At 62.5% G+C, this 22,726-nt stretch carries 23 protein-coding genes; 17 read left to right on the forward strand and 6 right to left on the reverse strand.

What is annotated here, in order from left to right; translation table 11 throughout:
* Window positions 1–25: 25 nt before the first annotated feature.
* Both ACZ5G6_RS22785 and ACZ5G6_RS22790 read right to left on the reverse strand, forming a co-directional pair.
* Window positions 26–313, reverse strand: a complete 288-nt coding sequence (locus ACZ5G6_RS22785; RefSeq protein ID WP_216924633.1) for a MoaD/ThiS family protein — start codon at window positions 311–313, stop codon at window positions 26–28.
* A 7-nt stretch (window positions 314–320) separates the two neighbouring features.
* Entirely contained in the window at window positions 321–1,469 is a 1,149-nt protein-coding gene (locus ACZ5G6_RS22790; RefSeq protein ID WP_498691996.1) for a WD40/YVTN/BNR-like repeat-containing protein, read from the reverse strand.
* Window positions 1,470–1,681: 212 nt separating this feature from the next.
* Here ACZ5G6_RS22790 and ACZ5G6_RS22795 point away from each other — a divergent pair, with 212 nt between their 5' ends.
* The 14 genes from ACZ5G6_RS22795 (at window position 1,682) to ACZ5G6_RS22860 (ending at window position 15,055) form a co-directional block, all read left to right on the forward strand.
* Window positions 1,682–2,002, forward strand: a complete 321-nt coding sequence (locus ACZ5G6_RS22795; protein WP_498688370.1) for a hypothetical protein — start codon at window positions 1,682–1,684, stop codon at window positions 2,000–2,002.
* 101 nt (window positions 2,003–2,103) lie between these two features.
* Window positions 2,104–2,778, forward strand: coding sequence for a haloacid dehalogenase type II (locus tag ACZ5G6_RS22800; RefSeq protein WP_498688372.1), 675 nt, complete (start codon window positions 2,104–2,106; stop codon window positions 2,776–2,778).
* A gap of 35 nt (window positions 2,779–2,813) precedes the next feature.
* Complete coding sequence (locus tag ACZ5G6_RS22805) at window positions 2,814–3,863, forward strand: phosphotransferase (protein WP_498688373.1); 1,050 nt, start codon at window positions 2,814–2,816, stop codon at window positions 3,861–3,863.
* Window positions 3,864–3,892: 29 nt separating this feature from the next.
* On the forward strand, window positions 3,893–5,248 hold the full coding sequence (locus tag ACZ5G6_RS22810; RefSeq protein WP_498688374.1) for an aspartate aminotransferase family protein: 1,356 nt from the start codon (window positions 3,893–3,895) through the stop codon (window positions 5,246–5,248).
* Between the two features lie 116 nt (window positions 5,249–5,364).
* Entirely contained in the window at window positions 5,365–6,291 is a 927-nt protein-coding gene (locus tag ACZ5G6_RS22815; protein ID WP_498688376.1) for an ABC transporter substrate-binding protein, read from the forward strand.
* A 53-nt stretch (window positions 6,292–6,344) separates the two neighbouring features.
* Window positions 6,345–7,436, forward strand: coding sequence for an ROK family protein (locus ACZ5G6_RS22820; RefSeq protein ID WP_498688377.1), 1,092 nt, complete (start codon window positions 6,345–6,347; stop codon window positions 7,434–7,436).
* 142 nt (window positions 7,437–7,578) lie between these two features.
* On the forward strand, window positions 7,579–8,268 hold the full coding sequence (locus ACZ5G6_RS22825) for a haloacid dehalogenase type II (protein WP_498688379.1): 690 nt from the start codon (window positions 7,579–7,581) through the stop codon (window positions 8,266–8,268).
* A gap of 17 nt (window positions 8,269–8,285) precedes the next feature.
* On the forward strand, window positions 8,286–8,756 hold the full coding sequence (locus tag ACZ5G6_RS22830; RefSeq protein ID WP_498688381.1) for a RidA family protein: 471 nt from the start codon (window positions 8,286–8,288) through the stop codon (window positions 8,754–8,756).
* A gap of 40 nt (window positions 8,757–8,796) precedes the next feature.
* Window positions 8,797–9,969 carry an alanine racemase gene (locus ACZ5G6_RS22835; RefSeq protein ID WP_498688383.1) on the forward strand — a complete coding sequence of 391 codons (1,173 nt, stop codon included), beginning with the start codon at window positions 8,797–8,799 and terminating at the stop codon, window positions 9,967–9,969.
* A 5-nt stretch (window positions 9,970–9,974) separates the two neighbouring features.
* A complete protein-coding gene (locus ACZ5G6_RS22840) occupies window positions 9,975–10,709 on the forward strand; it encodes an SDR family NAD(P)-dependent oxidoreductase (RefSeq protein ID WP_498688385.1) in 735 nt (244 codons plus the stop codon).
* Between the two features lie 52 nt (window positions 10,710–10,761).
* The gene (locus tag ACZ5G6_RS22845) at window positions 10,762–12,168 is read left to right on the forward strand and encodes an NAD(P)/FAD-dependent oxidoreductase (RefSeq protein WP_498688388.1); all 1,407 of its coding nucleotides are present in this window, start codon (window positions 10,762–10,764) and stop codon (window positions 12,166–12,168) included.
* Window positions 12,169–12,212: 44 nt separating this feature from the next.
* Complete coding sequence (locus ACZ5G6_RS22850) at window positions 12,213–13,124, forward strand: ABC transporter substrate-binding protein (protein ID WP_223935074.1); 912 nt, start codon at window positions 12,213–12,215, stop codon at window positions 13,122–13,124.
* 16 nt (window positions 13,125–13,140) lie between these two features.
* On the forward strand, window positions 13,141–14,304 hold the full coding sequence (locus ACZ5G6_RS22855; RefSeq protein ID WP_498688392.1) for an FAD-dependent oxidoreductase: 1,164 nt from the start codon (window positions 13,141–13,143) through the stop codon (window positions 14,302–14,304).
* Window positions 14,305–14,341: 37 nt separating this feature from the next.
* Window positions 14,342–15,055, forward strand: coding sequence for a GntR family transcriptional regulator (locus ACZ5G6_RS22860; RefSeq protein WP_223935076.1), 714 nt, complete (start codon window positions 14,342–14,344; stop codon window positions 15,053–15,055).
* On the opposite strand, the gene ACZ5G6_RS22865 is transcribed toward ACZ5G6_RS22860, so the two are convergent.
* The gene (locus ACZ5G6_RS22865) at window positions 15,052–15,252 is read right to left on the reverse strand and encodes a hypothetical protein (protein ID WP_223935077.1); all 201 of its coding nucleotides are present in this window, start codon (window positions 15,250–15,252) and stop codon (window positions 15,052–15,054) included. The genes ACZ5G6_RS22860 and ACZ5G6_RS22865 overlap by 4 nt on opposite strands.
* Window positions 15,253–15,399: 147 nt before the next feature.
* Between ACZ5G6_RS22865 and ACZ5G6_RS22870 the strand changes: the two genes are divergently transcribed.
* From ACZ5G6_RS22870 to ACZ5G6_RS22880, 3 genes are read left to right on the forward strand one after another with little or no spacing between them, the layout of a single operon-like run.
* Window positions 15,400–17,949, forward strand: coding sequence for a CHAT domain-containing protein (locus tag ACZ5G6_RS22870; protein ID WP_498688395.1), 2,550 nt, complete (start codon window positions 15,400–15,402; stop codon window positions 17,947–17,949).
* Complete coding sequence (locus ACZ5G6_RS22875) at window positions 17,946–18,290, forward strand: CU044_2847 family protein (protein WP_223935079.1); 345 nt, start codon at window positions 17,946–17,948, stop codon at window positions 18,288–18,290. The genes ACZ5G6_RS22870 and ACZ5G6_RS22875 overlap by 4 nt, the downstream gene beginning before the upstream one ends.
* A gap of 53 nt (window positions 18,291–18,343) precedes the next feature.
* Complete coding sequence (locus ACZ5G6_RS22880) at window positions 18,344–18,850, forward strand: universal stress protein (protein ID WP_498688399.1); 507 nt, start codon at window positions 18,344–18,346, stop codon at window positions 18,848–18,850.
* A gap of 154 nt (window positions 18,851–19,004) precedes the next feature.
* On the opposite strand, the gene ACZ5G6_RS22885 is transcribed toward ACZ5G6_RS22880, so the two are convergent.
* Genes ACZ5G6_RS22885 through ACZ5G6_RS22895 form a run of 3 tightly spaced genes read right to left on the reverse strand, consistent with a single transcriptional unit; the run spans window position 19,005 to window position 22,719 of the window.
* On the reverse strand, window positions 19,005–20,396 hold the full coding sequence (locus tag ACZ5G6_RS22885) for a GntP family permease (protein WP_498688401.1): 1,392 nt from the start codon (window positions 20,394–20,396) through the stop codon (window positions 19,005–19,007).
* A gap of 23 nt (window positions 20,397–20,419) precedes the next feature.
* Window positions 20,420–21,055 (reverse strand): bifunctional 4-hydroxy-2-oxoglutarate aldolase/2-dehydro-3-deoxy-phosphogluconate aldolase, encoded by a 636-nt coding sequence (locus ACZ5G6_RS22890; protein ID WP_223935082.1) that lies wholly within the window; start codon window positions 21,053–21,055, stop codon window positions 20,420–20,422.
* Complete coding sequence (locus ACZ5G6_RS22895) at window positions 21,052–22,719, reverse strand: N-acyl-D-amino-acid deacylase family protein (protein ID WP_498688405.1); 1,668 nt, start codon at window positions 22,717–22,719, stop codon at window positions 21,052–21,054. Before ACZ5G6_RS22895 ends, ACZ5G6_RS22890 begins: the two co-directional genes overlap by 4 nt.
* Window positions 22,720–22,726: the final 7 nt, after the last annotated feature.

Consider the following 22,726-nt stretch of genomic DNA (forward strand, 5'->3'; position numbering starts at 1 on the left):
CCCCGGCTTGACCCCAAACACCCGCTCAGCCGCCGGCCACGGACTGGATAATCAAGACCTCCTGACCGGCCGCAACCTCCGTATCAAGACCCTTCAGACGCCGGACCTCATCACCGTTCACGTAAATATTCACGAAACGGCGGAGGGCACCGGTTTCATCACGCAAACGCCTGGCCAGCACCGGATATTCTCCGGTGACCGAGTCCAGCAACTGTCCAACGGTTACAGCGCCGTCGGCGGACGCAGTCAGATAGGACTGTCCGCCGACGAGCGGCTGCAGGACACCCGGCAACACCACCGTAAAGTCAGCCACAACGAGCCTACCCAGGCACCGGGGCGCTGGCTGCCGCTTCACTGACTGCCGGGACGCCAAGCACGACGGCGGCACGCACGCACAGCACGTCCGGCAAGTGCGAGGCCACTTCAGTAAAGGTCTCGCCCTCGTCGGCGCTGGCGTACACCGATCCGCCGCGGGTTCCGAAGTACACGCCAGTCGGTTCGGCGGTGTCCACGGATGCAGCATCGCGAAGCACAGCATTGTATTCGTGGTCCGGCAAACCAGTGTGAAGCTCTCTCCACGTTCCACCGGCATCCTCCGTGCGGTGCACACTCAGCTTGCCGTCCGGCGGGATGCGTTCGCCGTCGGCCTTCAGCGGGATGACCCAGGCTGTCCCCTCGCGCCGGGGATGGGTCAGCATCACGAAACCAAAGTCCGCGGGCAGCCCGTCCGCGATGGAGTTCCAGTTCTCGCCGTCATCGTCCGTGCGGTACACGCCGTGGTGGTTCTGTGCGTACAAACGGCCCTCGACGGCGGCATCCGCGGCGATCTTGTGGACGCACTGGCCGAACTCGGGGTTGGGATCGGGCATGAAGTAGGCCGAGATTCCCTTGTTGCGGGGCTCCCAGGAGGCACCGGCGTCGAGCGATCTGTAAACGCCGCCCGTGCTCATGGCGACGTGGACCTTCTCGCCGGACGGATCCACCACGATGGAGTGCGCGGCCGCTCCCCCGTAGCCAGCACCCCACTCGCTGCGGTGGGGGTGGTCCCACAGTCCCCGGTTCAGCTCGAAGTGCTCGCCGCCGTCGGTGGATTTCCACACTGAAATCGGTTCGCACCCGGCCCAAACCACGCCAGGGCGGGACTCGGTGTCGGGGTAGATCTGCCAGATGCGTTCCAGCGCGGCGTCCGTGCCGTCCGGGAACTTGATGGCGCCCTGCTCGGGCTCGGTCCACGTTGCACCGAGGTCATCGGAATGGGCGACCGTGGGTCCCCAGTGCTCCGAACGCACCCCCACCATGATTCTGGTTTTGCCGTCCCGGGTGTCTATCCCGATGCTGGGGATCTCGCTCATCAGGAAGTGCGGGCCAGAGATGGACCATTCTTTGCGGTCCGGGCTGGTTGCAAGCCACAAACCTTTCTTGGTCCCGATCGCTAGGACATAACTTTCTGCGGTAGCCATGAACCCCATCGAACCATCAGGGCGCATGGGTGGCAACGGGTTCCTTGGAGCTTGTGGATAAGCGTGCTGGTTTGCAGCCGACCACAGACGAGACCCGCGTGACGTTTTGGCACTCCGCGCACTACATATTCGTGAAGGTGTGTTGCAACCGGCGGTGTCGGATTTGCCATCACGACGGCAAACGCTGGGCACCTACTATCCAATTTGAACAAGGAGACAAGGTGGACTTCCCCAAGAACGCGCGTGGTGAGACCTACGGGTCCGCAATGGAGGCGCGGACACCGGCCGACGAACCAGATCTCATCAGATCCGTCGGGGACGACGGAAAGATCGGCTATCTAAAGAAGGTGGATCTGGATCAGGGAACACCTAAATCGCCGGAAGAAGCCATTCAGCTGCAGAATGTTCGGACGGACGGCGCTGGCTGGGTTTTGGATTTGGATGTGGCGGATTGTGTGACGTTCGGTGGCAGGCGGTTCGCCGATGGGAGCCTCAATCAAATCTCGAAGAAAATTGTTGACAATTTACAGTGGGCGATTTAGATTCATAGTGAATCAAAAACCTCCGCCCGCTCGTATCGGAAGGCACATCGCCTATGACGAGCGAGGCCCCTCTCCTAACATCTCCACTGAAGGGACCCATCATGGCTACTACTGACTCCCGCCCGAAGTACATCTCCTTTGACATCTACGGCACCTTGATCAACTGGGATACTGACTCCACTACCCGCCGCCTGCTCGCGGGCCGTTTGCCTGAAGAGCAGTGGCCTGCGTTCAAGAAGGTGTTCCGCGGCTACCGCTTCGACGAAGTCCTGGGCGACTACAAGCCCTACGAGCAGATCCTTCAGAATTCCTTTGACCGGGTATGCAAGTTTTTCGGCATTGGGCCAACCCCGGGTGCAGGGGCAGAGTTCGCTGACGAAGTCCGCGGCTTTGACGCCCACGACGACGTGCCGGCCCCGCTGAAGCTCATGGGCGACAACTACAACCTTGTGGCTCTGTCCAACGCCGACGACAGCTTCCTGGAGATCAGCATTCCCAAGCTCGGCGCTGAATTCCACGCCGTGCTGACCGCAGAACAGGCCCAGGCCTACAAGCCCCGCTACCAAGCCTTCGAGTACATGCTCGATACCCTGAACGCCAAGCCGGAAGACTTCCTGCACATCGCCTCGCACACCCGGTACGACATGCACCCGATGCACGACATGGGCTTCCGCAACCTCTGGGTTCTGGACCGCGGCTACGACCCCATCACCGGCGGCTACGACTACAACAGCGTTAAGTCGCTGGACGAGATCAACAAGCACCTCGGTCTCTAAACCGGCTGCTGGCTCTGCGTCGATGAAAGGGTGAAATGAGCGATTCTGCCTTTATCCAAGCAGTGGCATCAGAGAGTGGACTCCTGGCGGAGCCTCCGCAGCTCGCTGACCCCGCCGTCCGGGGGCTGCTCGAACGGTTCTACGGCCTGGCGGGAACGCTGGTCCGGATTCCCACCGAGAAGGACGAGACTTTCCGGCTCCGGGACGGGGACGAAACGTATCTGGTGAAGATTTCACCCTCGGATGAGGATCCAGTGATCGTCCACCTTCAAACGGCTTGCATGGAGCATTTGGAACGGACTGCCCCTGAACTTCCAGTCCAGCGTCTTGTCAGGAGCCTTGACGGAGAGCCGCAAGTCCTCATTCCGGAGCCTGCAGGAGCCTTTGATCGGGTACTGCGGGTGATGCGCTTCCTGCCAGGCGATTTGCTGGCCAATCACGACGCGTCGGCTGGCCAGCTTCGATTGGTGGGCTCAAGCCTGGCCCGCCTGGGGATTGCTTTGAAGGACTTCGATCATCCTCGCGCCGATCGTTTGCTCCTCTGGGACCTCAAGCATTTTCACCGGATGCGCCCGCTTCTTGACTATGTGGATGAGAAGGAAAAACGGTCCCTCGCAGAAGATATTTTCGATCAGTTCGACCACAAAGTGGTTCCGCTCCTCGGCACGCTGACCTCCCAGGTTGTCCATGGGGATTTCAGTCCGTTCAATGTCCTCGTCAACCCCAGCAGGCCCGATTATGTAACCGGGATTATCGATTTCGGGGACGTCGTACGAACCCCCGTGATCTTCGACATCAGTGTCACCATGGCCAACCTTCTGGGAACAGACCCGGCCAGCCCCTGGGAGCACGCACTGCACGTCATGAACGGCTATCGAAGCATCCGCCCCGTGGTCGGGCAGGAGTTGGAGGCTCTGATCGTCTCAGCCCAGGCGCGCCTGCTCCTGCGGGCCTTGATAACGCAGTGGCGGGCAAGCCAGTTACCGCTAAGGCGAGATTATCTCCTCTCCCACTCAAAGCCCGACTGGGACCGGCTCGCGTCCACTGCCGCAGCCCCGGCACCAGAACTTTCTTTCACAGCATGAACCCGACCCCTTAGCTTCGAGGAGAAAACATGGGTACTTCCCCAATCCGCAAGCCGTCCAAGGCCATGGTTAACGGCTTCGATCCCAGCCGCCTGGATGAGCTCCCGGACCAGATGCAGAAGAGCATTCGACGCCGGGACAAGAGCCTGGGGCCCAGCTACAGGCTCTTCTACGACGAGCCCCTGGAAATCGTTCGTGGCAAGGGCGTCACATTGTTTGACCGGGACGGCAATGAATACCTCGACGTTTACAACAACGTTCCCTCTGTTGGTCACGGCCACCCGCGCGTGATTGAGGCTGTCCACCAGCAGATGCAGACGCTGAACACCAACACCCGCTACGTCCAGGAGTCCATCCTGGACTACTCAGAGCAGCTTCTTTCAACGTTCCCCGCCGAGCTTGGCCATGTCATGTTCACTTGCACTGGTTCAGAAGCCAATGACCTCGCTATGCGCGTCGCAAAATATGTGACCGGACAGCAGGGCATCATCGTCACGGCCGGCGCGTATCACGGGTTGACTGCCGAGGTCTCTTTCTTCTCGCCGTCCTTGGGCAAGGGCGTGCCCCTGGGCGCGAATGTCAGGGTTATCGACGCCCCGGACGCCCTGCGCTATTCATCAGATCAAGGCTCGTTTGAGGATCACCTGCGGGACCAGGTGCGTGCAGCCATCTCTGACCTGCACCGGCACGGTATCGGAGTGGCGGCTTTCATAGCCGACAGCATCTTCTCCTCCGACGGTGTCTTCGCTGCTCCCGCAGGCTTCCTTCGCCCCATCATCGAAGAGATCCATGCCGCAGGCGGCCTGTACATCGCCGACGAGGTACAGCCAGGATTCGGCCGTACGGGTGAGGAATGGTGGGGCTTCCAGCGCCACGGAATCGTCCCCGACATCGTGACCATCGGAAAACCCATGGGTAACGGCATTCCCGTCGCGGCAGCAATCTTCAAGCCCGAATTGCTGCAGGAGTTCGGGAAGAACATCCGCTACTTCAACACCTTCGGCGGAAATTCAGTAGCCATAGCGGCAGCCCAGGCCGTCCTTGACGTCATCCGGGAGGAATCACTCATAGAGAACGCTTTGAAGGTTGGCGGAAAGATCCTCACAGGCCTGAAGGACCTCACCCAGAATCTGGACCAGGTGGCAGAAGTACGCGGAAGCGGCTTCTTTATCGGCGTCGACCTCGTGACCGATCGATCCACTCTCGCACCCAATGGGGAGGCCGCCGCCAGCATCGTCAATGCCCTCCGGCGGGACCGGATCCTGATCTCGGCTTGCGGCGCCCAGGGCAACGTCCTGAAACTCCGTCCGCCAATGCCCTTTTCCAATGACGACGCCGATCGCCTGCTGGAAGGAATTGGCCGTGCCTTCAAGGCACTGCGCTAAGGCGCAACAACAAACAGGCCGGCCTAGTGCCGACACCAAATGCTTGGGGATTGTGCCTTCCACTGTGAAAGCACTCTGTGTATTACACCAACCGAAATCACTTGAAGGGTTGCACCATGAAGACGACACATATGATCCAAACAGCCGCCGCGGGGCTCGCCGTCCTGTTGGCCCTGACTGCATGTGGTGGCGCCGCAGCAGGGACTGAAGCGACCGAGATTCCGAAGACACAGAACACCCGTGACATCTCAGAGGGTGTCCAACCCGACGCCGCCGCGGTGGCGTTGCTGCCGAAGGCCATCAAGGACAAGGGCGAGCTGACGGTCGCGATGGACCTGAGCTCCCCGCCGATGACGTTCCTCGCCGAGGACAACAAAACCCCCATTGGCGTAAACCCGGACCTTGCCCGCTTGGTGGCAAAGAAGCTGGGCCTGAAGCTGAAGTTCGAGAACACAGCGTTCGACACGATCATTCCCGGCATCGACGGCGGCCGCTACGACTTCACCGCCACGACCATGTCCGCTACCGCCGAGCGGCTGAAGGTGCTGGACATGATCAACTACCTCAAGGGAGGCTCGGCCGTAGCCGTAGCGAAGGGCAACCCACTCAATCTGACCAATGACACCCTCTGCGGCAAGAACGTGGGCGTGACCAAGGGCTCAACACAGCAACTGAAGCATCTGCCCAACGTCTCGGAGTGGACCTGCACTTCCCAGGGCAAGCCCGCCATCAACGCCATCACCCTGCCCAACGTCCAGGAAGCCCTGACACAACTGGACTCCAAGCGGATCGACGCTGTCTTTTACGATGCCAGTGCCCTGGCGTGGGCCAACGATCAGCAGCCCGACCACTTCACCACCTTGCAGCCGCGGATGGATACCCGCACGGACACGAATGTCGCCATGGGCCTGAAAAAGGGATCAGCCCTGACCCCGGCACTCCAGAAAGCAATCCAGTCCGTTCTGGAATCCCCGGAATACAAGAAGTCCCTGGACTACTGGGGCCTGGGAGAATCAGCTATTACTGAAGCCAAGATCCGCTAGCACTTGCGCTGTAACGTCCCGGCTTCGCCCTGAGATCTCATTAAGGTTGTGCTATGCGTACCAACCCCACCGCAAGGGACTACACCAAAGCTTCGGTTCTTGATGCTGTCCTTTCAGAGGCACCTTTGACGCGGACCAGGCTGATCGAATTGACGCGATTGAGCCAGGCCACGGTGTCCCGGAAGGTGGATGAGCTTCGTTTTGACGGCTTCGTCGTCGAACAGGGAATCAATGCCGTCGCGCGCCGTGGCCGGCCCTCCACGTATCTGGATGTGCCGGGCACGGCGGGGCATGTTGTGGGCATCTCTTTCGGAGCACGGACCACGTGCGTCCTGGTGACGGACCTGCGGGGCCGCGAGGTCAGGCACGTGATTGTTCCCAGCCTGGAAGGCGGCGATGTGGAAGCCACTGCCGAGTGGTTGCTGGACCTGGTTGTGGAAGCCAGCGATTCCGCCGAGGGGCCACTGCGCCAAATCGTCGCCGCCCTTCCTGGCCGTGTCCGCACGGGTACGGTAATTCTTCAGAAGACCTTTGAAGATCGATTGAATGCTCCCGTGGTGCTGGAGAGCGATGCCAGTGCATCCCTTCGGGGGATCCTGAAGGATGACGCGAGCATTGGAAATGCCGTTCTCTTCATGCTGAGTACGGAGCTGAGCTTCGCCAGTTGCACTGATCATGAAATCGCCAAGGGCCGGACTTCGGCTTTCGGCCACCTGGGTGAGGTTCTGTTCTCCGGTGTCGGCAACGAGACACTGGAGGGACTGTTAAGCACAGAGGGACTCCTCCAATTCGCCAGTGGGCGGGGACTGGACCTGGACGACATCCAAGCGCTCTGGTCACAACCGAAGGATGCGGCATCCCGCGCGGAAGTGGTGGAGGCATTTACGACGGCGGTCGTCGCCGCCGTCGGCGCTGTTGCCGTGACGCTTGACCCCGAGTCGGTATATTTCGTGGGGCGCCTGAGTCCGCTCGTGGACGAAGTCCTTCCTGAGGCACGCAGGCGGCTGGCGCAAAGCCTTCCCGTAGTCCCTGGGACCACGGTGGTGCCGCAAGTCGTCGGACTCTCGGTGGCTCAAGGAGCGGCGCATGCGGGGCTGGCTTTGGTCCACTCCCAGCTGCGGAAATCCATGCTCGAAGCCCAGTAGCAACCATGGATTGAACCTGGCGGTCTTGAAAAAGATCGTTGACAATCTACAACCAACCCGCGTATTGTCGACAATCGACGGGAACTTCTCGAGCAGCTCTCGTCGACAATCGACGAAGATGACAATCCAAACTGGAGGAAAAATGGCATTCGACATCAAGCCGAAGTTCGTAACGTTCGACATGAACGGAACACTGATCAAGTTCGCTATCGCCGACGCGACCCGCGCGGTCCTGGGCGAACGCCTGCCGGCAGAGCTTGCCGATGAATACCTGCAGGCCACCAAGGCATACCGGATCGATGAGTGCATGGGCGATTACAAGCCCTACCACCAAATCATCGCCAACTCCATGGAACGCGCCTCACGCAGGCTCGGCCTTGAGTACCGCGAGGCTGACGCAAAGGCGGTTTACGAAATTGTCCCCACGTGGGGCCCATACCCAGGTGTGACCGAGGCCCTGAACCGCCTGGCCGAGGCAGTCCCCCTGGTCATCATTACCAACAGCGACACCGTGCATGCTGAGCGACTTTCGGAAAACCTCCAAGCTCCGTTCGCAACCGTCATCAGCGCCGAGCAGATGGGCATGTACAAGCCCCGGCTCGGAGCGTTTGAGTACATGTTCGACAAGCTTGGCGTCACGCCCGACGAAATTGTGCACGTCTCTGCGAGCCCGATGTACGACCACCGGTCCGCTGCCACCATGGGCATCAAGAACAAGGTGTACGTGGACCGTGGCTTCGAGCATGACGAGCACTGGCTCGGCTACGAGCGGATCACCGACATCGCCGAGCTCCCCGTCCTCTTCGGCCTGCCACGTCCTGCTGCTTCGTAAGAAAGACCTGATGACAGATGAGCGTCACTACGGCGGGCTCGGCTTTGGATCGGCTTCGGGCCCTTGGCCTGGAGCTTCCAACCCTCGCTGACAGCCCTTATTACGTGGACCACCGCGCCGTGGGTTCCAGTATCTACATCGCCGGCCAACTGCCTTCCAAGGACGGTGTGCTGCTGGGCCAAGGCATCGTGGGCCGGGACGTGGGGCTGGAGACAGCGCGGGAGCTCGCCCGCCATGCCGCGCTCAATTGCCTCGCGGCGGCTGTGCAGGCGGTTGGAGACCTGGACCGGGTCCGGATCGTGCAGATGCTGGTGTTCGTGGCCAGCACACCGGACTTCGGCCTGCAATCGCGGGTTGCCAACGCGGCCAGCGAATTGCTCATCGAGGTGTTGGGGGAGAACGGACGGCACGCCCGGACCGCAATCGGCGTCGCCGGGCTGCCGGCCAACACTCCTGTCGAGATCCAGATGATCTGCACAGCCGTTTAGGCGCGGATATGTTGGCGGTAAATTCATGAGGAGAAACAGCGTGAACCGTATCCAAGGAGCACTCAACGCCCTGGTCGGGCGCGTCGACACCCCGGCACCGATCGTGCTGGTCGACGTTATGCAGGACAACATCGATCGCATGCAAGGCTTTGCCGCCCAGCAGGACCTCGACGTCAGGCCGCATGTAAAAACGCATAAATGCGTCGAAATCGGTCGTCGCCAGGTCAAGGCCGGAGCCGTGGGAATCACCGCAGGCAATGTTGGTGAGGCCGAAGTCTTCGCCGCAGCGGGCTTCGACGATATCTTCATCGCCTACCCAATCTGGCCTTCGGGAACGAAGGGCCTGCGTATCCGCAAACTTGCCGTAACCACCCGGCTGCGGGTCGGCGTCGACAATTTCGCGGCGATCGATGCCCTTGCTGATGCGATGGGGTCCGAAGCCGAACGGCTCCAGGTTGTGATTGAGGTGGACTGCGGAGCACGTCGTTCCGGTGCACCACCCGAGTTTGCCGGGGACCTCGCCGCCGCCGCCCGCAGGCGCGGACTGGTGCCGGTGGGCGTCTTCACCTATCCAGGGCATGGAAGCTCCAGCCCGGACGCCCGCCAGCGCGCTGCGATGGACCAGGAAGCCGCGCTCACCACAGCGGTGCGGAGCTTCAGCGGGGTGGGGATCAGCGCAGACGTCGTCAGCGCGGGTTCAACACCCACCATTGAGTACTCCACGAGCAAAGTGATCACCGAGATCAGGCCAGGCGAATACGTGTTCAATGACTTGAACAACACCCGACTCGGGGCCTGCACGGAAGATCAGATTGCCCTGTTCGTCGCTGGCACCGTGGTCAGCGACTGGGTTCCGGATCAGGTCATTCTCGATGTAGGCACCAAAGCTCTAAGCCGGGAAGGCAGCCCGCAGATCGGCTATGGCGCCGTCCCCGGCACGTCGGCCGTTCTCTCCAAGCTCAACGAGTACCACGGGTTCCTCCCCCTGCCGGCCGGCGATTTCCACCCGGGCGTTGGCACGGTGCTCCCGATCGTGCCGAACCACGTTTGCCCGGTTGTGGTCAATTTCGAGGAGTACATCGTCACTGACAGCACGGGCACATCGCTGGAACGGTGGCGGGTGGATGCCCGCGGATTCCTCAGCTCATTCGTGGGGGACGGCATGTCCGGCCCCCCAGCCCGAAACCCAAGAAACATACCGTACAAGGACTGACCCCCATGAGACTTGATAAGACCACGGCCGTCATAACCGGTGCCACCAGCGGAATCGGGGAAGCAGTGAGCTCCCACTTCCGGCGCGAAGGCGCTCGACTGCTGCTCACCGGCCGCAGGGACCAACTCGACAGCGTCGAACCTGATGACGTGTACGTCCCCGGAGATCTCAATGACGAGGCTTTCGTCGAAGGCCTCGCCCGCCAGGCCGCCGAAGCGTTCGGCACCGTGGACGTCGTCGTCCTTAACCATGGCCTGCAGGTAAGCGGCCCGCTGACGGAGATGGCGTATGAGGACGCCAAGAACGTGCTTCACAGCAACCTCCTCAGCGCCTTCCTGATGATGAAGCATTTTGCACCATTGATGCCTGCCACGGGAGGCTCGTTCGTCCTGGTCAGTTCACGGCTGGGCATGGTTGGCAAGCCTGATGAAGTCCTTTACTCCGCAGCCAAGGGCGGCCTCATCATGCTCGCCAAGGGCGCCGCGATCGAATGGGCCGAACGCAATATCCGCGTCAACGTGGTCGCGCCGGGGCTGACCGTCACTCCGGTCATCGAGGCCTCGTTCCAGCGCAGGCCCGATCCCCAGGCCTACCGGGCAGAACGCGCGGGCCAGATTCCGCTCCGGCGCCTGGCCACTCCCGAAGAAATCGCCGACGCCATACTTTTCATGGCGTCCCCGGAATCGTCCTATATCACCGGCGCTGTACTGCCCGTCGACGGCGGCTACACCGCTTTCTAGCACCACAACGCCTTCCACTGGCTCACCGACTCCCCCACAAAGTAGGACAAAGATGAAAGCCCTCACAGCAACACCCCGAAACGGAGACCTCGGCTTCTGGATGGCCGGACTCGCGGAAAACCGGTCAACGTTCCCGCGTTTCGCAGGCCAGGGGTCCGTGGATCTGGCAATCATAGGCGGTGGCTACACAGGCCTTTGGGCTGCGTACTTCGCCAAGAAGCTCGAGCCCTCACTCTCGGTGGCGGTTTTTGAGGCAGAACAAATCGGCTACGGAGCCTCCGGGCGAAACGGCGGCTGGCTTTCGGCGATGCCCCCAGGAAACCGGGCCACCTTCGCCCGCGCATCCGGAGAAGGGCTGGACGCAAGCCGGGCATTGCAGCAGGAGTTCGTGACCGGCGTCGACTCCGTCCTTAACATCCTTCAAGCCGAGGGCATCGACGCGGATCAGCACAAGGGCGGCGCGCTAGTCGCTGCCCATACAAAGGCGGGGCTAGGCCGGCTGGTAGCCAGGCGTGACGCCGACTGGAAATATGGGTTGACTGAAGACGATGTCCACTTGCTCGACCGTGCCGAGTTCCAGAGCAAGATCAACATATCCACCGTCCACGGCGGGCTCTTCTACAAGCCCTGCGCCCGCATTCACCCGGCGAAACTTGTCTATGGCCTCGCGGACACCCTGACGTCCATGGGGGTGGGGATCTACGAAAACAGCCGGATAAACAGTATCGAGGGCAAGACCCTGACCTTGGCCAAGGGACAGGTCACGGCGGCCAAAACATTCATATGCACCGAGGGCTACTCCGGACAGCTGCTGGGCAGCAGGTCCTTGATACCGATCAACTCCTCGATGATCGTGACCAAGCCGCTGTCCGAGGAGGCCTGGCAGCAGATCGGCTGGAACGGGCTTCAATGCCTTAGCGATTCCGCACACACGTTCATCTATTCGCAGCGGACAGCGGACGGCCGCATAGCCATTGGCGGCCGCGGAAGGCCCTACCGCTACGGCTCCGGCACAGGCGGCGCCGGTGCCACAGCGCAGTCCACTGTTGACCTGATCTCCACCAAGCTTCGCTCCTTCTTCCCTGGCGTCCAGTTCGAAGTTGACCATGCCTGGTCCGGAGTCCTGGGCGTTACCCGCGACTGGAACGGTGGCGTGCGCTGGGACCAGGCCTCTGGAATCGGATCGTCCAGCGGCTACGCCGGACACGGTGTAACAGCCGCCTACGTGGGCGGACGAACACTCGCGGAATTGGCTTTCGAACGGGAAACGGAACGAACCGCACTCCCCTGGGTTGGCTACCGCGCACGGAAATGGGAACCGGAACCCATTCGCTGGCTGGGGGTTCACGGCATGTACCGGCTTTTTGGTCTTGCTGATCAGTGGGAAGAGCGCAAGGATTCCAGCAAGACGTCCCTCCTGGCCAGATTCGGCAGCAGGCTCGCCGGACTTCACGAATAATGCACCATCCAAAACCTTCATTTGAAACGCCCCGGAGGTACACCATGAAGACCATAAGCAGGATCCAGGCTGCAGCCGCAGGGTTTGCAATGCTGGTGGCCCTCACCGGCTGTGGCGGGGCAACAAGCACCTCCCCAACAGATCCGAAAACGGCCGACATCTCCGAGGGCGTCCAGCCTGACGAAAAGGCAGTGAGCCTGTTGCCGGCGTCCTATAAGGACAAGGGCGAACTGACGGTCGCCATGGACCTGCACTACCCGCCGACGACGTTCCTCGCCGAAGACAACTCGACGCCGATCGGCTTGAACCCGGACATCGCCCGCCTGATAGCAAAGAAGCTCGGCCTGAAGCTGAAGTTCGAGAACACCGTCTTCGACACGATCATTCCGGGCATTGACGGTGGCCGCTACGACTTCACCGTCACCACCATGGCACCAACACCGGAGCGCCTGAAGGTCCTGGACATGATCGACTACTTCAAGGCAGGCAACTCCGTGGCAGTGAGCGCGGGAAATCCGTTGAAACTCACCAACGAAACCCTGTGCGGCAAGAACATTGCCGTTACGGCCGGCTCCACAGGCCAACTCAAACGCCTCCCCGCCCTCTCGGAGCAGACCTGCACCTCCAAGGGACAGCCAGCGATCAACGCCGTGACGCTGCCCAACGTCCAGGACGCCCTGACCCAGCTGGCGTCCAAGCGCATCGACGGCATCCTCTACGACACAACCTCCCTCGCTTGGGCCGAGAAGCAGCAGCCCAAATCGTTTACCATCCTGACCCCCCAGATCAACGTCGGCTCCAGCGACCTGACGGCTATCGGACTGAAGAAGGGCTCTTCCCTGACCCCCGCCCTCCAGGCCGCCGTCCAATCCGTCCTGAACAGCCCGGAGTACAAGAAGTCCCTCTCGAATTGGGGCCTCGAATCCGGTGCCATCACCGATGCCAAGCTCAACTAGGAGACGTACTCCCCTCATGCAAACCATCAGTCACAGAAGCAAGGGCTTCGACGGAAAACTCGCCGTCATCGGCCTGGGCAGCATCGGAAGCATGGCACTCTGGCAGGCCTCCCGGCTTTCCGATGCCGTAGTCGGTTTCGAAGCACACACCCCGGCCCATGGACGCAGCGCCGTAGGCGGGGACACCCGGCTGTTCCGCATGATCTATCGAGGCAGCCCCGCGCACTACCCCATCCTGGAGCGCTCACGCGATCTTTGGGCGGAGCTGGAAGCGGAAACAGGACAGGACATCCTCACCCGCTGTGGCGGTCTCTCCATCGGCACCACCGATGGGACATACCTGCACAGCGTTCTGGAGACTGCCCGGATCAACGGCGCTGCCCACCAGATCCTGGGCCGAGAGGAAATGGCCGAACGCTACCCGCAGCACAACCTCCGGGCTGATGACGCCGCGGTGTTCGACCCCAACGCCGGGGTCCTACGGACGGACCGGGCAGTAACTGCAGCAATTGCCGCTGCACAGGCCAACGACGCAACGGTCCTTAGCAACACTCCTGTTACCAGCATCCGGGAAACCAACGACAGCGTTGTGGTCACCTCCGGGGACACCTCCTGGACTTTCGAGAACGTCATCGTCGCCTCAGGGGGTTGGTCCCAGCGGCTCATGCCTGACTACCTGAAGGCGCACACCGAAACCCGCAGAGTTTTCCTGAGCTGGTTTGTTGCCCGCGACGCAGCCCAGTTCACACCGGAAAAGTTCCCCACTTTCAGCCGGATGTACGACGACCGCTCCATGTATGGGGCACCCGCAGTCGACGGCGTTACAGTCAAAGCCACCCTGGACGGCCGGGGCACGGTGACAACGGACCCCGATGCTTTCCCCAGGGAGCTCACAACAGCCGAAATTGCCGACACTTTGGAAACCGTCAGCGAATTCCTCCCCGGCCTGGTTCCCAGCATCGTCCGCTCCGACGCCTTCCCTGACCTCTACACCGAGGACCGGAACCCGCTGTTGGGCTGGCTCGGCGGGTCAAGCAGGATCTACTGCGCCACAGGCTTCTCCGGAGGCGGATTCAAAAACGCCACGGGCTTCGGCCACATCGCCGCGTACGAGGCGCTCGGCAAACACTCGCTCGACGGCCTGGAATTCGTACGCCCGGAACGGTTCAGGACGAGCTAACGCCGGTATAATCGACAATCGACAAAGGAGGCGGAATATGGACCGCAAGTTCACGTGGCAGGAACAGCGGATGACGACGCCGGACGGTGTCTACCGCGTACTCCGCACCGCCATCCTGAACGGAACAGTGCCTCCAGGGGAACAACTTCGCGAGACGCACATCGCCGCAGACCTCGGTATCAGTCGGTCCCCGCTACGTGAAGCGCTGACCAAACTTGAGGAGGAAGGGCTGGTGGTCAAGATCCCCTTCCGGGGGTCCTTCGTCGTGGAAGTCAGTGCTCGCGACGTCGCAGAAATCGCGTCGATCCGAGTACTCGTCGAGCCCTATGCTGCCGAGCTCTCGGCGCCCACCCTGCGGGGTCCCGAGCGGCTCCGGCTCAAGCAAACCATCGAGGAACTGTACCGGGCCACCGACACCAACGACATCCCCGCCAGCATTGACGCCCACCTTCGTTTCCACAGGCTCTTCTACGAATTTTCGGGGAACACCGCGCTGCGAAACATGTGGACCGGGTGGGAGAACAAGCTGCGTCTCTATCTGGCGGTCGATCACCGTACTTATAGCGACCTACACGACATCGCTGTTGAGCACGAGAAATTAGCTGAGCTTGCTCTGGCAGGAGACTTTGATGCCTTCCGCCAGGAAATGGTCAGCCAATTCCAGAATGCTCTCCACGAAGAACCTCTACAGCAGAAAATAACCGGGGCAGAAGTAAACGGGCCTTCTGCGACGCCTCGGGCCGTGCCTTAGTCCACAAACTCCGACTGGGTCTCGATGAAGTCCCAGTCGGCCGGCGTCAGCACGCCGCTGACCTTTTCCGGATGGGGCCCGCCAGCCTCGGCAATATGCTGGAGCACCTGCAAGGGAAGTTCCTCTGCGCGCAGGTTTTCACGCAGCCATTCCTTGCTGTCCAAGTGCAGGTCCAGCCACCACATGAAAATTTCCATCGCAGACCACCTTCCTTCGGATTAACCGTAGGCCCGGGCTGGTGCTGCTACAAGAGTCCGCGTCCAACAACCCTTGTGGCGAGGGCCGGAGCAGGGCCAATCTGTACGTAGGGCCCGGCTATGCCAGGAACCACAGAAGGATCCGCGATGGACTGTGACATCGAGCTGGAAATCACTACCGGCTCTGCACGCGGCGAATATACGGTGCACGTGGTCCGTGCACCGGCGGGAGGCCACGCTTCCGGAATGTTCACCTTGGACGTTGACGACATCCAGGACCGGCTCCCCCAACTCGAAGCCACGGTCCTTGCGTCCGCTGTCGCAGCCCGAAGAACCCTGCCCGTCGCCGAAGCAGCGGTCCGCGAAGTTGGCCAGCAATTGTTCCAGGCTCTCTTTACCCGCGAGGTCTACGGCACGTACAGAGCCAGCCTCGGCGCCGCGCAGCATGCAGGCCAGCAACTCAGGGTCGTCTTGCGGCTTGCCGCCCCGGAATTGGCCACCATGCCATGGGAAACCCTCTTCGACCCCGAAACCGAAACGTACTTGTGCCAAACAGAACCCCTGTTGAGGCACATCCCTGCCCCCGATTACAACCAGAATCCCCTGGACGTCGCCCCTCCCTTGAGAATCCTGGGCATTGTCGCCTCACCACGGGACCTCCCGACGCTGGACGTGCAAGCTGAGAAAGAACACTTGGGCAGGGCACTGGCCGGTCCCGTCGCGGAAGGCCGGGTGGAACTTGTCTGGTCCAGGAGCGGAACCTGGGACGACATCCAGTCAATGTTGCTCGCCGGCCCGTGGCACGTGGTCCACTTTGTGGGCCATGGCGATTACGATTCCCGCACCGACGAGGGAAGGATCGCCCTGGTTGGCCCCGACGGCAGGGCAGCGATGGTCCGCGCCGTTCGGCTCATGGCCCTGCTGAGTGTCGCAGCACCACGCCCCCGCCTCGTTGTGCTGAACTCGTGCTCGTCCGGGGAGATGGGTCAGTCGGATCTCTTCTCGGGCACCGCTTCGGCGCTGGTCAGGAGCGGTATCGGCGCTGTCGCGGCCATGCAGTTCGCCATCAGCGACTCCGCCGCAATCGCCTTCGCTCATGGCTTCTACGCCGCGATCGCCAACGGCCGGACAGTGGACGAGGCCGCCCGCGTCGGCCGGATCTCCGTGATGGCGAGTCCCGATGGCACCTTGGAGTGGGTCACCCCGGCCCTCTACGTTCGCGGCGGCACCACGCAACTGTTCACGCTCAAAGGCACGCCACGCGCTTCCGTGCCGCTCGAAAGTACGACGCCGGGACGCACCTCGGGCGCCCCCGGCATCGCAGGGGATCCAGACGTTAACGTAGGACCTGTCGAGGTTGACGCCGGCGCAGCCCGGGCAGCCCAGGCCAGCGCCGAACACGCCATGAAGCGCGCCCAATTGCGAGCCCTGTATGTGCAGGCCTCCGCCGAATTGAGGGCGCGAAGGTACGAGCAAGCTGTTGAGTTGTTCAGCGACCTCCTGATGCTGGAACCCGAATACCGTGATGCCACCGCACTCCGTGACAACGCCCAGGAACGCTTGGAATTGTCCGGGGCGTACCGTGATGCTTTGGCCGCTGAAGAAGCCGGCGATTGGCTGGCCGCAGCAGATGGCTTCGCCCGCGTCCAGGACGACCCCGCCTACCCCGATGCCGCGGCCCGTCGAAAGGACTGCGAGCGCAGGCAACGCGTGGCGGACCTGCAGGGCGAGCTCCGCTATCACTCGTCGTTGGGCTCATGGGAAACCGTGGTGGACGTCTCGAATGAGCTGGCCACCCTGGACCCCGGCGCCGCCGACCCCGACGGACTCGCCACGGCAGCCAGGGCCCAGCTAACCAAGGCGACCCCGCCGGAACCACCACCCGCTGCAGAACCACCATCGGAAGAGCAGCCGACGGAGCACCACGGGTCCTACACTGCCTTCGAGCCTCCGCCGGAGCCCGCGCGCCAGCCCGGAATGTCTGCGATCCAAGCCACCGGCCCGGGCCAGCCCACGGCACCAAGCAGCCCGTCGCCGTCGTACGCCGCGCCCAAGGCCACAAACCCGCGGACCGAAAGGCCGCCGTCGAACGCCAAAAACGGCACTAAGTCTCCAGCCGGGCCACCGGCCTGGGTTCCCTTGACGTGGGGCGCGGCGGCGCTGACCCTGGCGGGCCTGATCGGAGCATGCTTCGCGGTCTACTTCATCTGGATCGACGACAACTACTGGTACGAGAGCGGCGGAGATGGCTCCCTCCGGATCGTCTACGGTCTGATCGCTCCGTTCGGATACCTCATGCTCGCTGTGGCGGGATTGCCCGAGCGGACCGTCCTGGGCCGCACGGTCATGGCCGGGCTGGTAGTTTCCCATGCAGTGTTCGGCCTGTCGGGTCTGAATTACGCAGTGGAAGCAACAGCGGTGGCAGGAAGCTTCGCCGTAGCCGGGGTGGGCCTGTGGGCGGGGGTCCTGGCGCTTAGGTCCCAGCCGGGCAGGAACCTTGGATGGCTGTTGTTGCTCGCCACTGTCTCCGTGCCCCTCGTCTGGATCCAGGACAAGGGAACCTTCATGGAGTCCTGGTATCGGACGCAGGCGTACTTCGCACTGGTCCAGCTTCTGGTGCTGGGCGCCGCGGGGACGGGGATGCTGGTGGCGGCCCGCCGCCTGCGCACGCCCTCGCCGGAAAGGACATCATCATGAGCCACTTGGTTGAGTTCGCCACCGACGACGGCGGCACGGTAGTTGTGGAGGTCGCGAGCACCGCCGGGAGCATCGTGACCCGGGGTGGCGATCATGCGGGGGATCATTCCGGCGTCTTCGCGAGGGCCCAGCAGACGTTCCAGCGAGCCTTGGAACATGTTCGACCCGCTGTCCAGGGCGTGATAGACGAGCTGCTGAGCCTGGAGAACCGGCCGGACGAGGTCAGCGTGGAGTTCGGCATAGATCTCCACGCCGAGGCAGGGGCGTTTATCGCGTCGGCGAGCACGGCGTCGAACTTCAAAGTGCGGCTGACGTGGAACAAGCCGGCCGATCCCAACTAGCCGGGGTGGGCAGACAGCCTGTTCAAGGACACCTCGCGGCGCAACAATAAGGTATGGCTGCGGAGAATTTCAGCGGACGGATTCCTTTGGTTGTCGGCGTCCTGCCCGACCAGCATGTGGAGGTGCTGCAAACGGCGCGGACCCTGGCTGAACAACTCGGCGTGCCGCTGGTTTGTGCGTATGTTGACGAGGCAAGCTACCTCGTTGAATGGGATCCGGCCCGGGAGACCCACCGGATGTCCCTGCATCCGGAGAAGGACGACGAGGATTTCGCGGCGGTCCGAAGCGATCTGGGCAAAGTCATCGGCGAGGCCATGGACGGCGGCTCAGCGGATTGGACTCTGCGTTTGCTGGCTGGAGATCCCGCCCGCGCCTTGGGCCGGCTCGCCGAGGACATCCATGCCTCGATGATCATTGTCGGTACGCCGGAGCCTGGCCTGGGACACCGTATTTCCGAGGCTTTGAACGGATCGGTTGCGGCATGGCTGAGCCACCACCAGCGGCGGCCCGTGCTGATCGTCCCGCAGAAAAAGCCGCAGGAAGCTGCCCGTAAAAACTAAAGCGAAAGTACTTATTCGAGGTGGTGGCAATGCCGTCCCGCCCAACGTAGAGTGATTACTGCAGGACGGCGAAAGCACCTGCTTAAAGACCGCTCCGGAGTGCGTATCCCCCAATAACGCACTCCGGAGCTCTTTGTTTAACCCGCTGCCCCCGCTACCTCACGAACGTGTAGAGCAGCGCCGCCATACCGAATCCCACAATGGACAGCACCGTTTCCAGCACGGTCCAGGTCTTCAGGGTGTCCTTGACTGACATGTTGAAGTACTTGGAGATGATCCAGAAGCCGCCGTCGTTCACGTGGCTGGCGATGATGGAGCCGGAGGAGATGGCCACCACGATCAACGCGAGCTGCGGCTGGGAGTAACCGGACGCCAGGCTCGGGGCCAGGATGCCGCCGGTGGTTACGATCGCCACTGTTGCCGAGCCCTGCGCAATGCGCATGCCTGCACTGATGACGAACGCGGAAAGGATGATCGGCAGGCCGGCCTGGGCCAGCGAGTCCGCCACAGCCTTGCCAACACCCGTCGCCGAGAGCACCGCGCCGAAGAAAGCACCGGCGCCAACAACCAGCAGGATCATGCCCACGGGACGTAGTGAGGAGCCAGTTATTTCGCTGAGTTCGGCGGAGCTCATGCCGCGTCGGATACCCAGGAGCCACATGGCCAGCAGCACGGCAACGGTCAGCGCAATGGCCGGGTTGCCGAAGAACTGGAGGATGTCCCGGAAAACACCGGGAGGCGCAAAGATGTTGCCGAAGGTACCACCGAGGATGAGGATCATGGGCAGGCCGATGGCCAACAGCACCAGTCCGATGGACGGCTCGTGGCCGCGGGCTTCCTCGGCCTCGGGAACGATGCGGTCCTCGGGAACATTGACCATGACGCGCTTGCCGATCCAGGTGCCCCACAAAATACCGGATGCGAACCAGGCCGGGATGCCGCAGATAAGGCCCATGAGAATGATCCAGCCAAGGTCAACATGGAACAGGCCGGCGGCAGCAACGGGTCCGGGGTGCGGAGGCAGGAAGGCGTGCGTCACGGAGAGGCCTGCCAGCAACGGCAGTGCGTACAGGGCAAGCGACTTTCCACCGCGAACAGCAGCCACGTAAACCAACGGTGCCAGGACGAAAATGCCGATGTCGAAGAACACGGGAATACCCAGCACGAAGCCGGTGACACCCATTGCGAGTGGGGTGCCCTTTTCACCGAAGATCTTCACGAGCCTGCCGAGCAGTACTTCGGCTCCACCGGATCGCTCAAGGATGGCGCCCAGCACAGTACCGAGGCCGATGATCACGGTGATGTGGCCAAGGATGCCGGCGAAGCCCTTCTCAATCAGGGCGTCACTGCTCTTGGTGGCCGAGCCGACCAGCGCCTCCACTGAGACCCCACCCACCAAAGCCACGATCACGCCGGTTCCCACGAGGGCGATGAACGGTTCGAGCTTGACCTTGATGATCAGGAACAGCAGGAGGGCGATGCCCGCGCCTGCCAGGAGGAGCAGGCCGGCGGTGTCGTGCCGCAGCCATTCGAGGAATTCATTCATGGGCGTTTCTTTCTGGGTGAGTCCTACTTGAGGGTGCCGGTAAATGCGGCGGCACGGGCCGCGATGTCTGCCCAGTTGCCTGCAGCGACAGCTGCGGGCGGGACCACGCTGGTGCCACAGCAGACTGCGGCAGCACCGGCGTCGAGGTAGCTCTTGGCGTTGGAGGCGTCGATGCCTCCCGAAGGCAACAAGCGGATGCCCGGGTAGGGGCCCTGCAGGTCCTTTAGGTATGCCGGGCCGAGCTGCCGGGCAGGGAAAATCTTGACGACGCCGGACCCCAGGTCCAGGGCTTGCGCTACTTCGGTGGGCGTCATGGCTCCGAGGCTGAAGGGAATTCCAGCGGCCACGGCCACTGCGGCAACTTCGGGTCGGAGGCCGGGCGTCACCAGGAACTGCGCACCGGCGTCGATCGCGGCGCGGGCTTGGTCTGCGGTCATGACCGTGCCAATTCCGACGGCGGCACCATGGTCCGCCGCGGTCTCGGCGGCCCGCTTGACATGCTTGAGCGCATCCGGGGTGGTGAACGTCAGTTCGACGCTGCGGATGCCGCCGTCGGACAGTGCCTTGCAGAGATCCGCGGCGTCCGTGATGGACGGAGCGCGGACCACGGCCAAGGCGCGGTCGGCTTCAAGCTGCTGGAGGAATTGTTCAGGGGTCATGGGGTGGTACTGCTTCCTTCTCGGGTGAGTCCGTCACTGTGTCGGCGCAGGGCCCGGCCGGCGCGGGCGCCGGTGGGCTGGCCGCCGTCGATTGCTGCCGTCCCGTTGACGAATACGTGGTGGATGCCGGTGGCGGCTTGGCGGGGATTCTCGAAAGTGGCTTCGTCCCGGATGGTTTCCGGATCGAACAGCACGACGTCGGCCGCGTAGCCTTCGCGGATCAGGCCCCTGTTGTGGAGCTTGAGTCGTGCGGCGGGACGGCCCGTCAGGTGCTGGACGGTCTCCTCAAGGCTCAGCAGTCCAAGGTCGCGGGAGTAGTGGCCGAGGTAGCGCGGGAACGTGCCCCAAGCGCGCGGGTGTGGCTTGGCGCCGACCAGGAGCCCGTCACTGCCGCCGGTGTGCGTGCGGTGCTTCATGATGGCCTGGACGTTTTCTTCGTGACCCACATGTTGCAGGATGCCGGTGCCAAGACGATCGTCCGTGAGGATCTGCACGAAGACATCGAAAGGCTCTTGGCTGCCCTCAGCGGCGATGTCCTTGATGGTTTTCCCGACGTAGCCGGCGAGCGCCGCGTTCTGGACGCCGCTGATTTCCAGCGTGTCCCACTCGGCCACTACGCCATGGCAGCCGTCGGATCCGTAGATCTCCACGGCTTCCCGGATCCGTGCGCGGGTTTCCTGGTCTGCCAGCCGCGCGAGCGTGGCCTCTGTCCCGCCCGAAGAGGCCCAGCTGGGAAGGATCGCCGAGAGCGTGGTGGCCCCGGGGAGGTAGGGGTAAGTGTCCAGGGTGATGTCCACGCCTTGATCCAGGGCTTCGTCGATCAGGTCCAGGAGTTCGCCCGCACGGCCCTTGTTCTCCGCGAAATTCATCGTGGCGTGGGAGAGGTGCAGGGCGCAGCCGGTATCGCGGCTCAGCCCGATCATCTCAGCGTAAGCACCCAGCGCGCCTTTGCCGTAGGAGCGGTGGTGCGGTGCGTAGAAACCGCCCAGTTCGCCCACGGTCCGGCAGAGTCCGGCCAGTTCCTCGGTCTGCGCGTACATCCCCGGCGTGTAGGTGAGGCCCGAGGACATTCCCACGGCGCCTTCCTCCATTGCTGTTCGAATGACGTCCTGCATCTGCTGCTGTTGCTCCGGCGTGGGGTCGCCTTCGGCGAAGCCCATCACCATGGCCCGGACGGTTCCCTGCGGTACAAGGTAGGCGGCGTTGGTTGCGATCCGGCCTGTAGTGCCATCCTCATCGATGACCTCGGAATCCAACCGGTCCAGGTACTCGCGCACGGTCCGCCAGTTCCAGTCGAAGCCTGCCGGGTTGTCGTTCCAGCCGGCGATCTTCTCGCGGACGCCGGCCAGCGTGGCATCATCTACGGGCGCATAGGAAAGGCCGTCCTGGCCCAGCAGTTCCGTGGTGACGCCTTGGCTGAGCTTGGCGTAGTGCTTCCTATTAACAAGCAGCTGCAGGTCAGAGTGGGCATGCATATCGATGAAGCCAGGACTCAGGACCAGTCCAGTGGCATCGATGATGCGGTCGGCCACGGTTTCGGCCACGGTGAGGGTTCCGGCGTCGACGACGGCGGCAATCACCGCGCCGTCCAGCAGGACGTCCGCGAGGCGGCGGTCCGCTCCGGTTCCGTCCACCAAAGTGGCGTTGCTGATGAGGGTCTTCATGGTGTGC

It is taken from the genome of Arthrobacter sp. TmtSoilC51, from assembly GCF_055388015.1.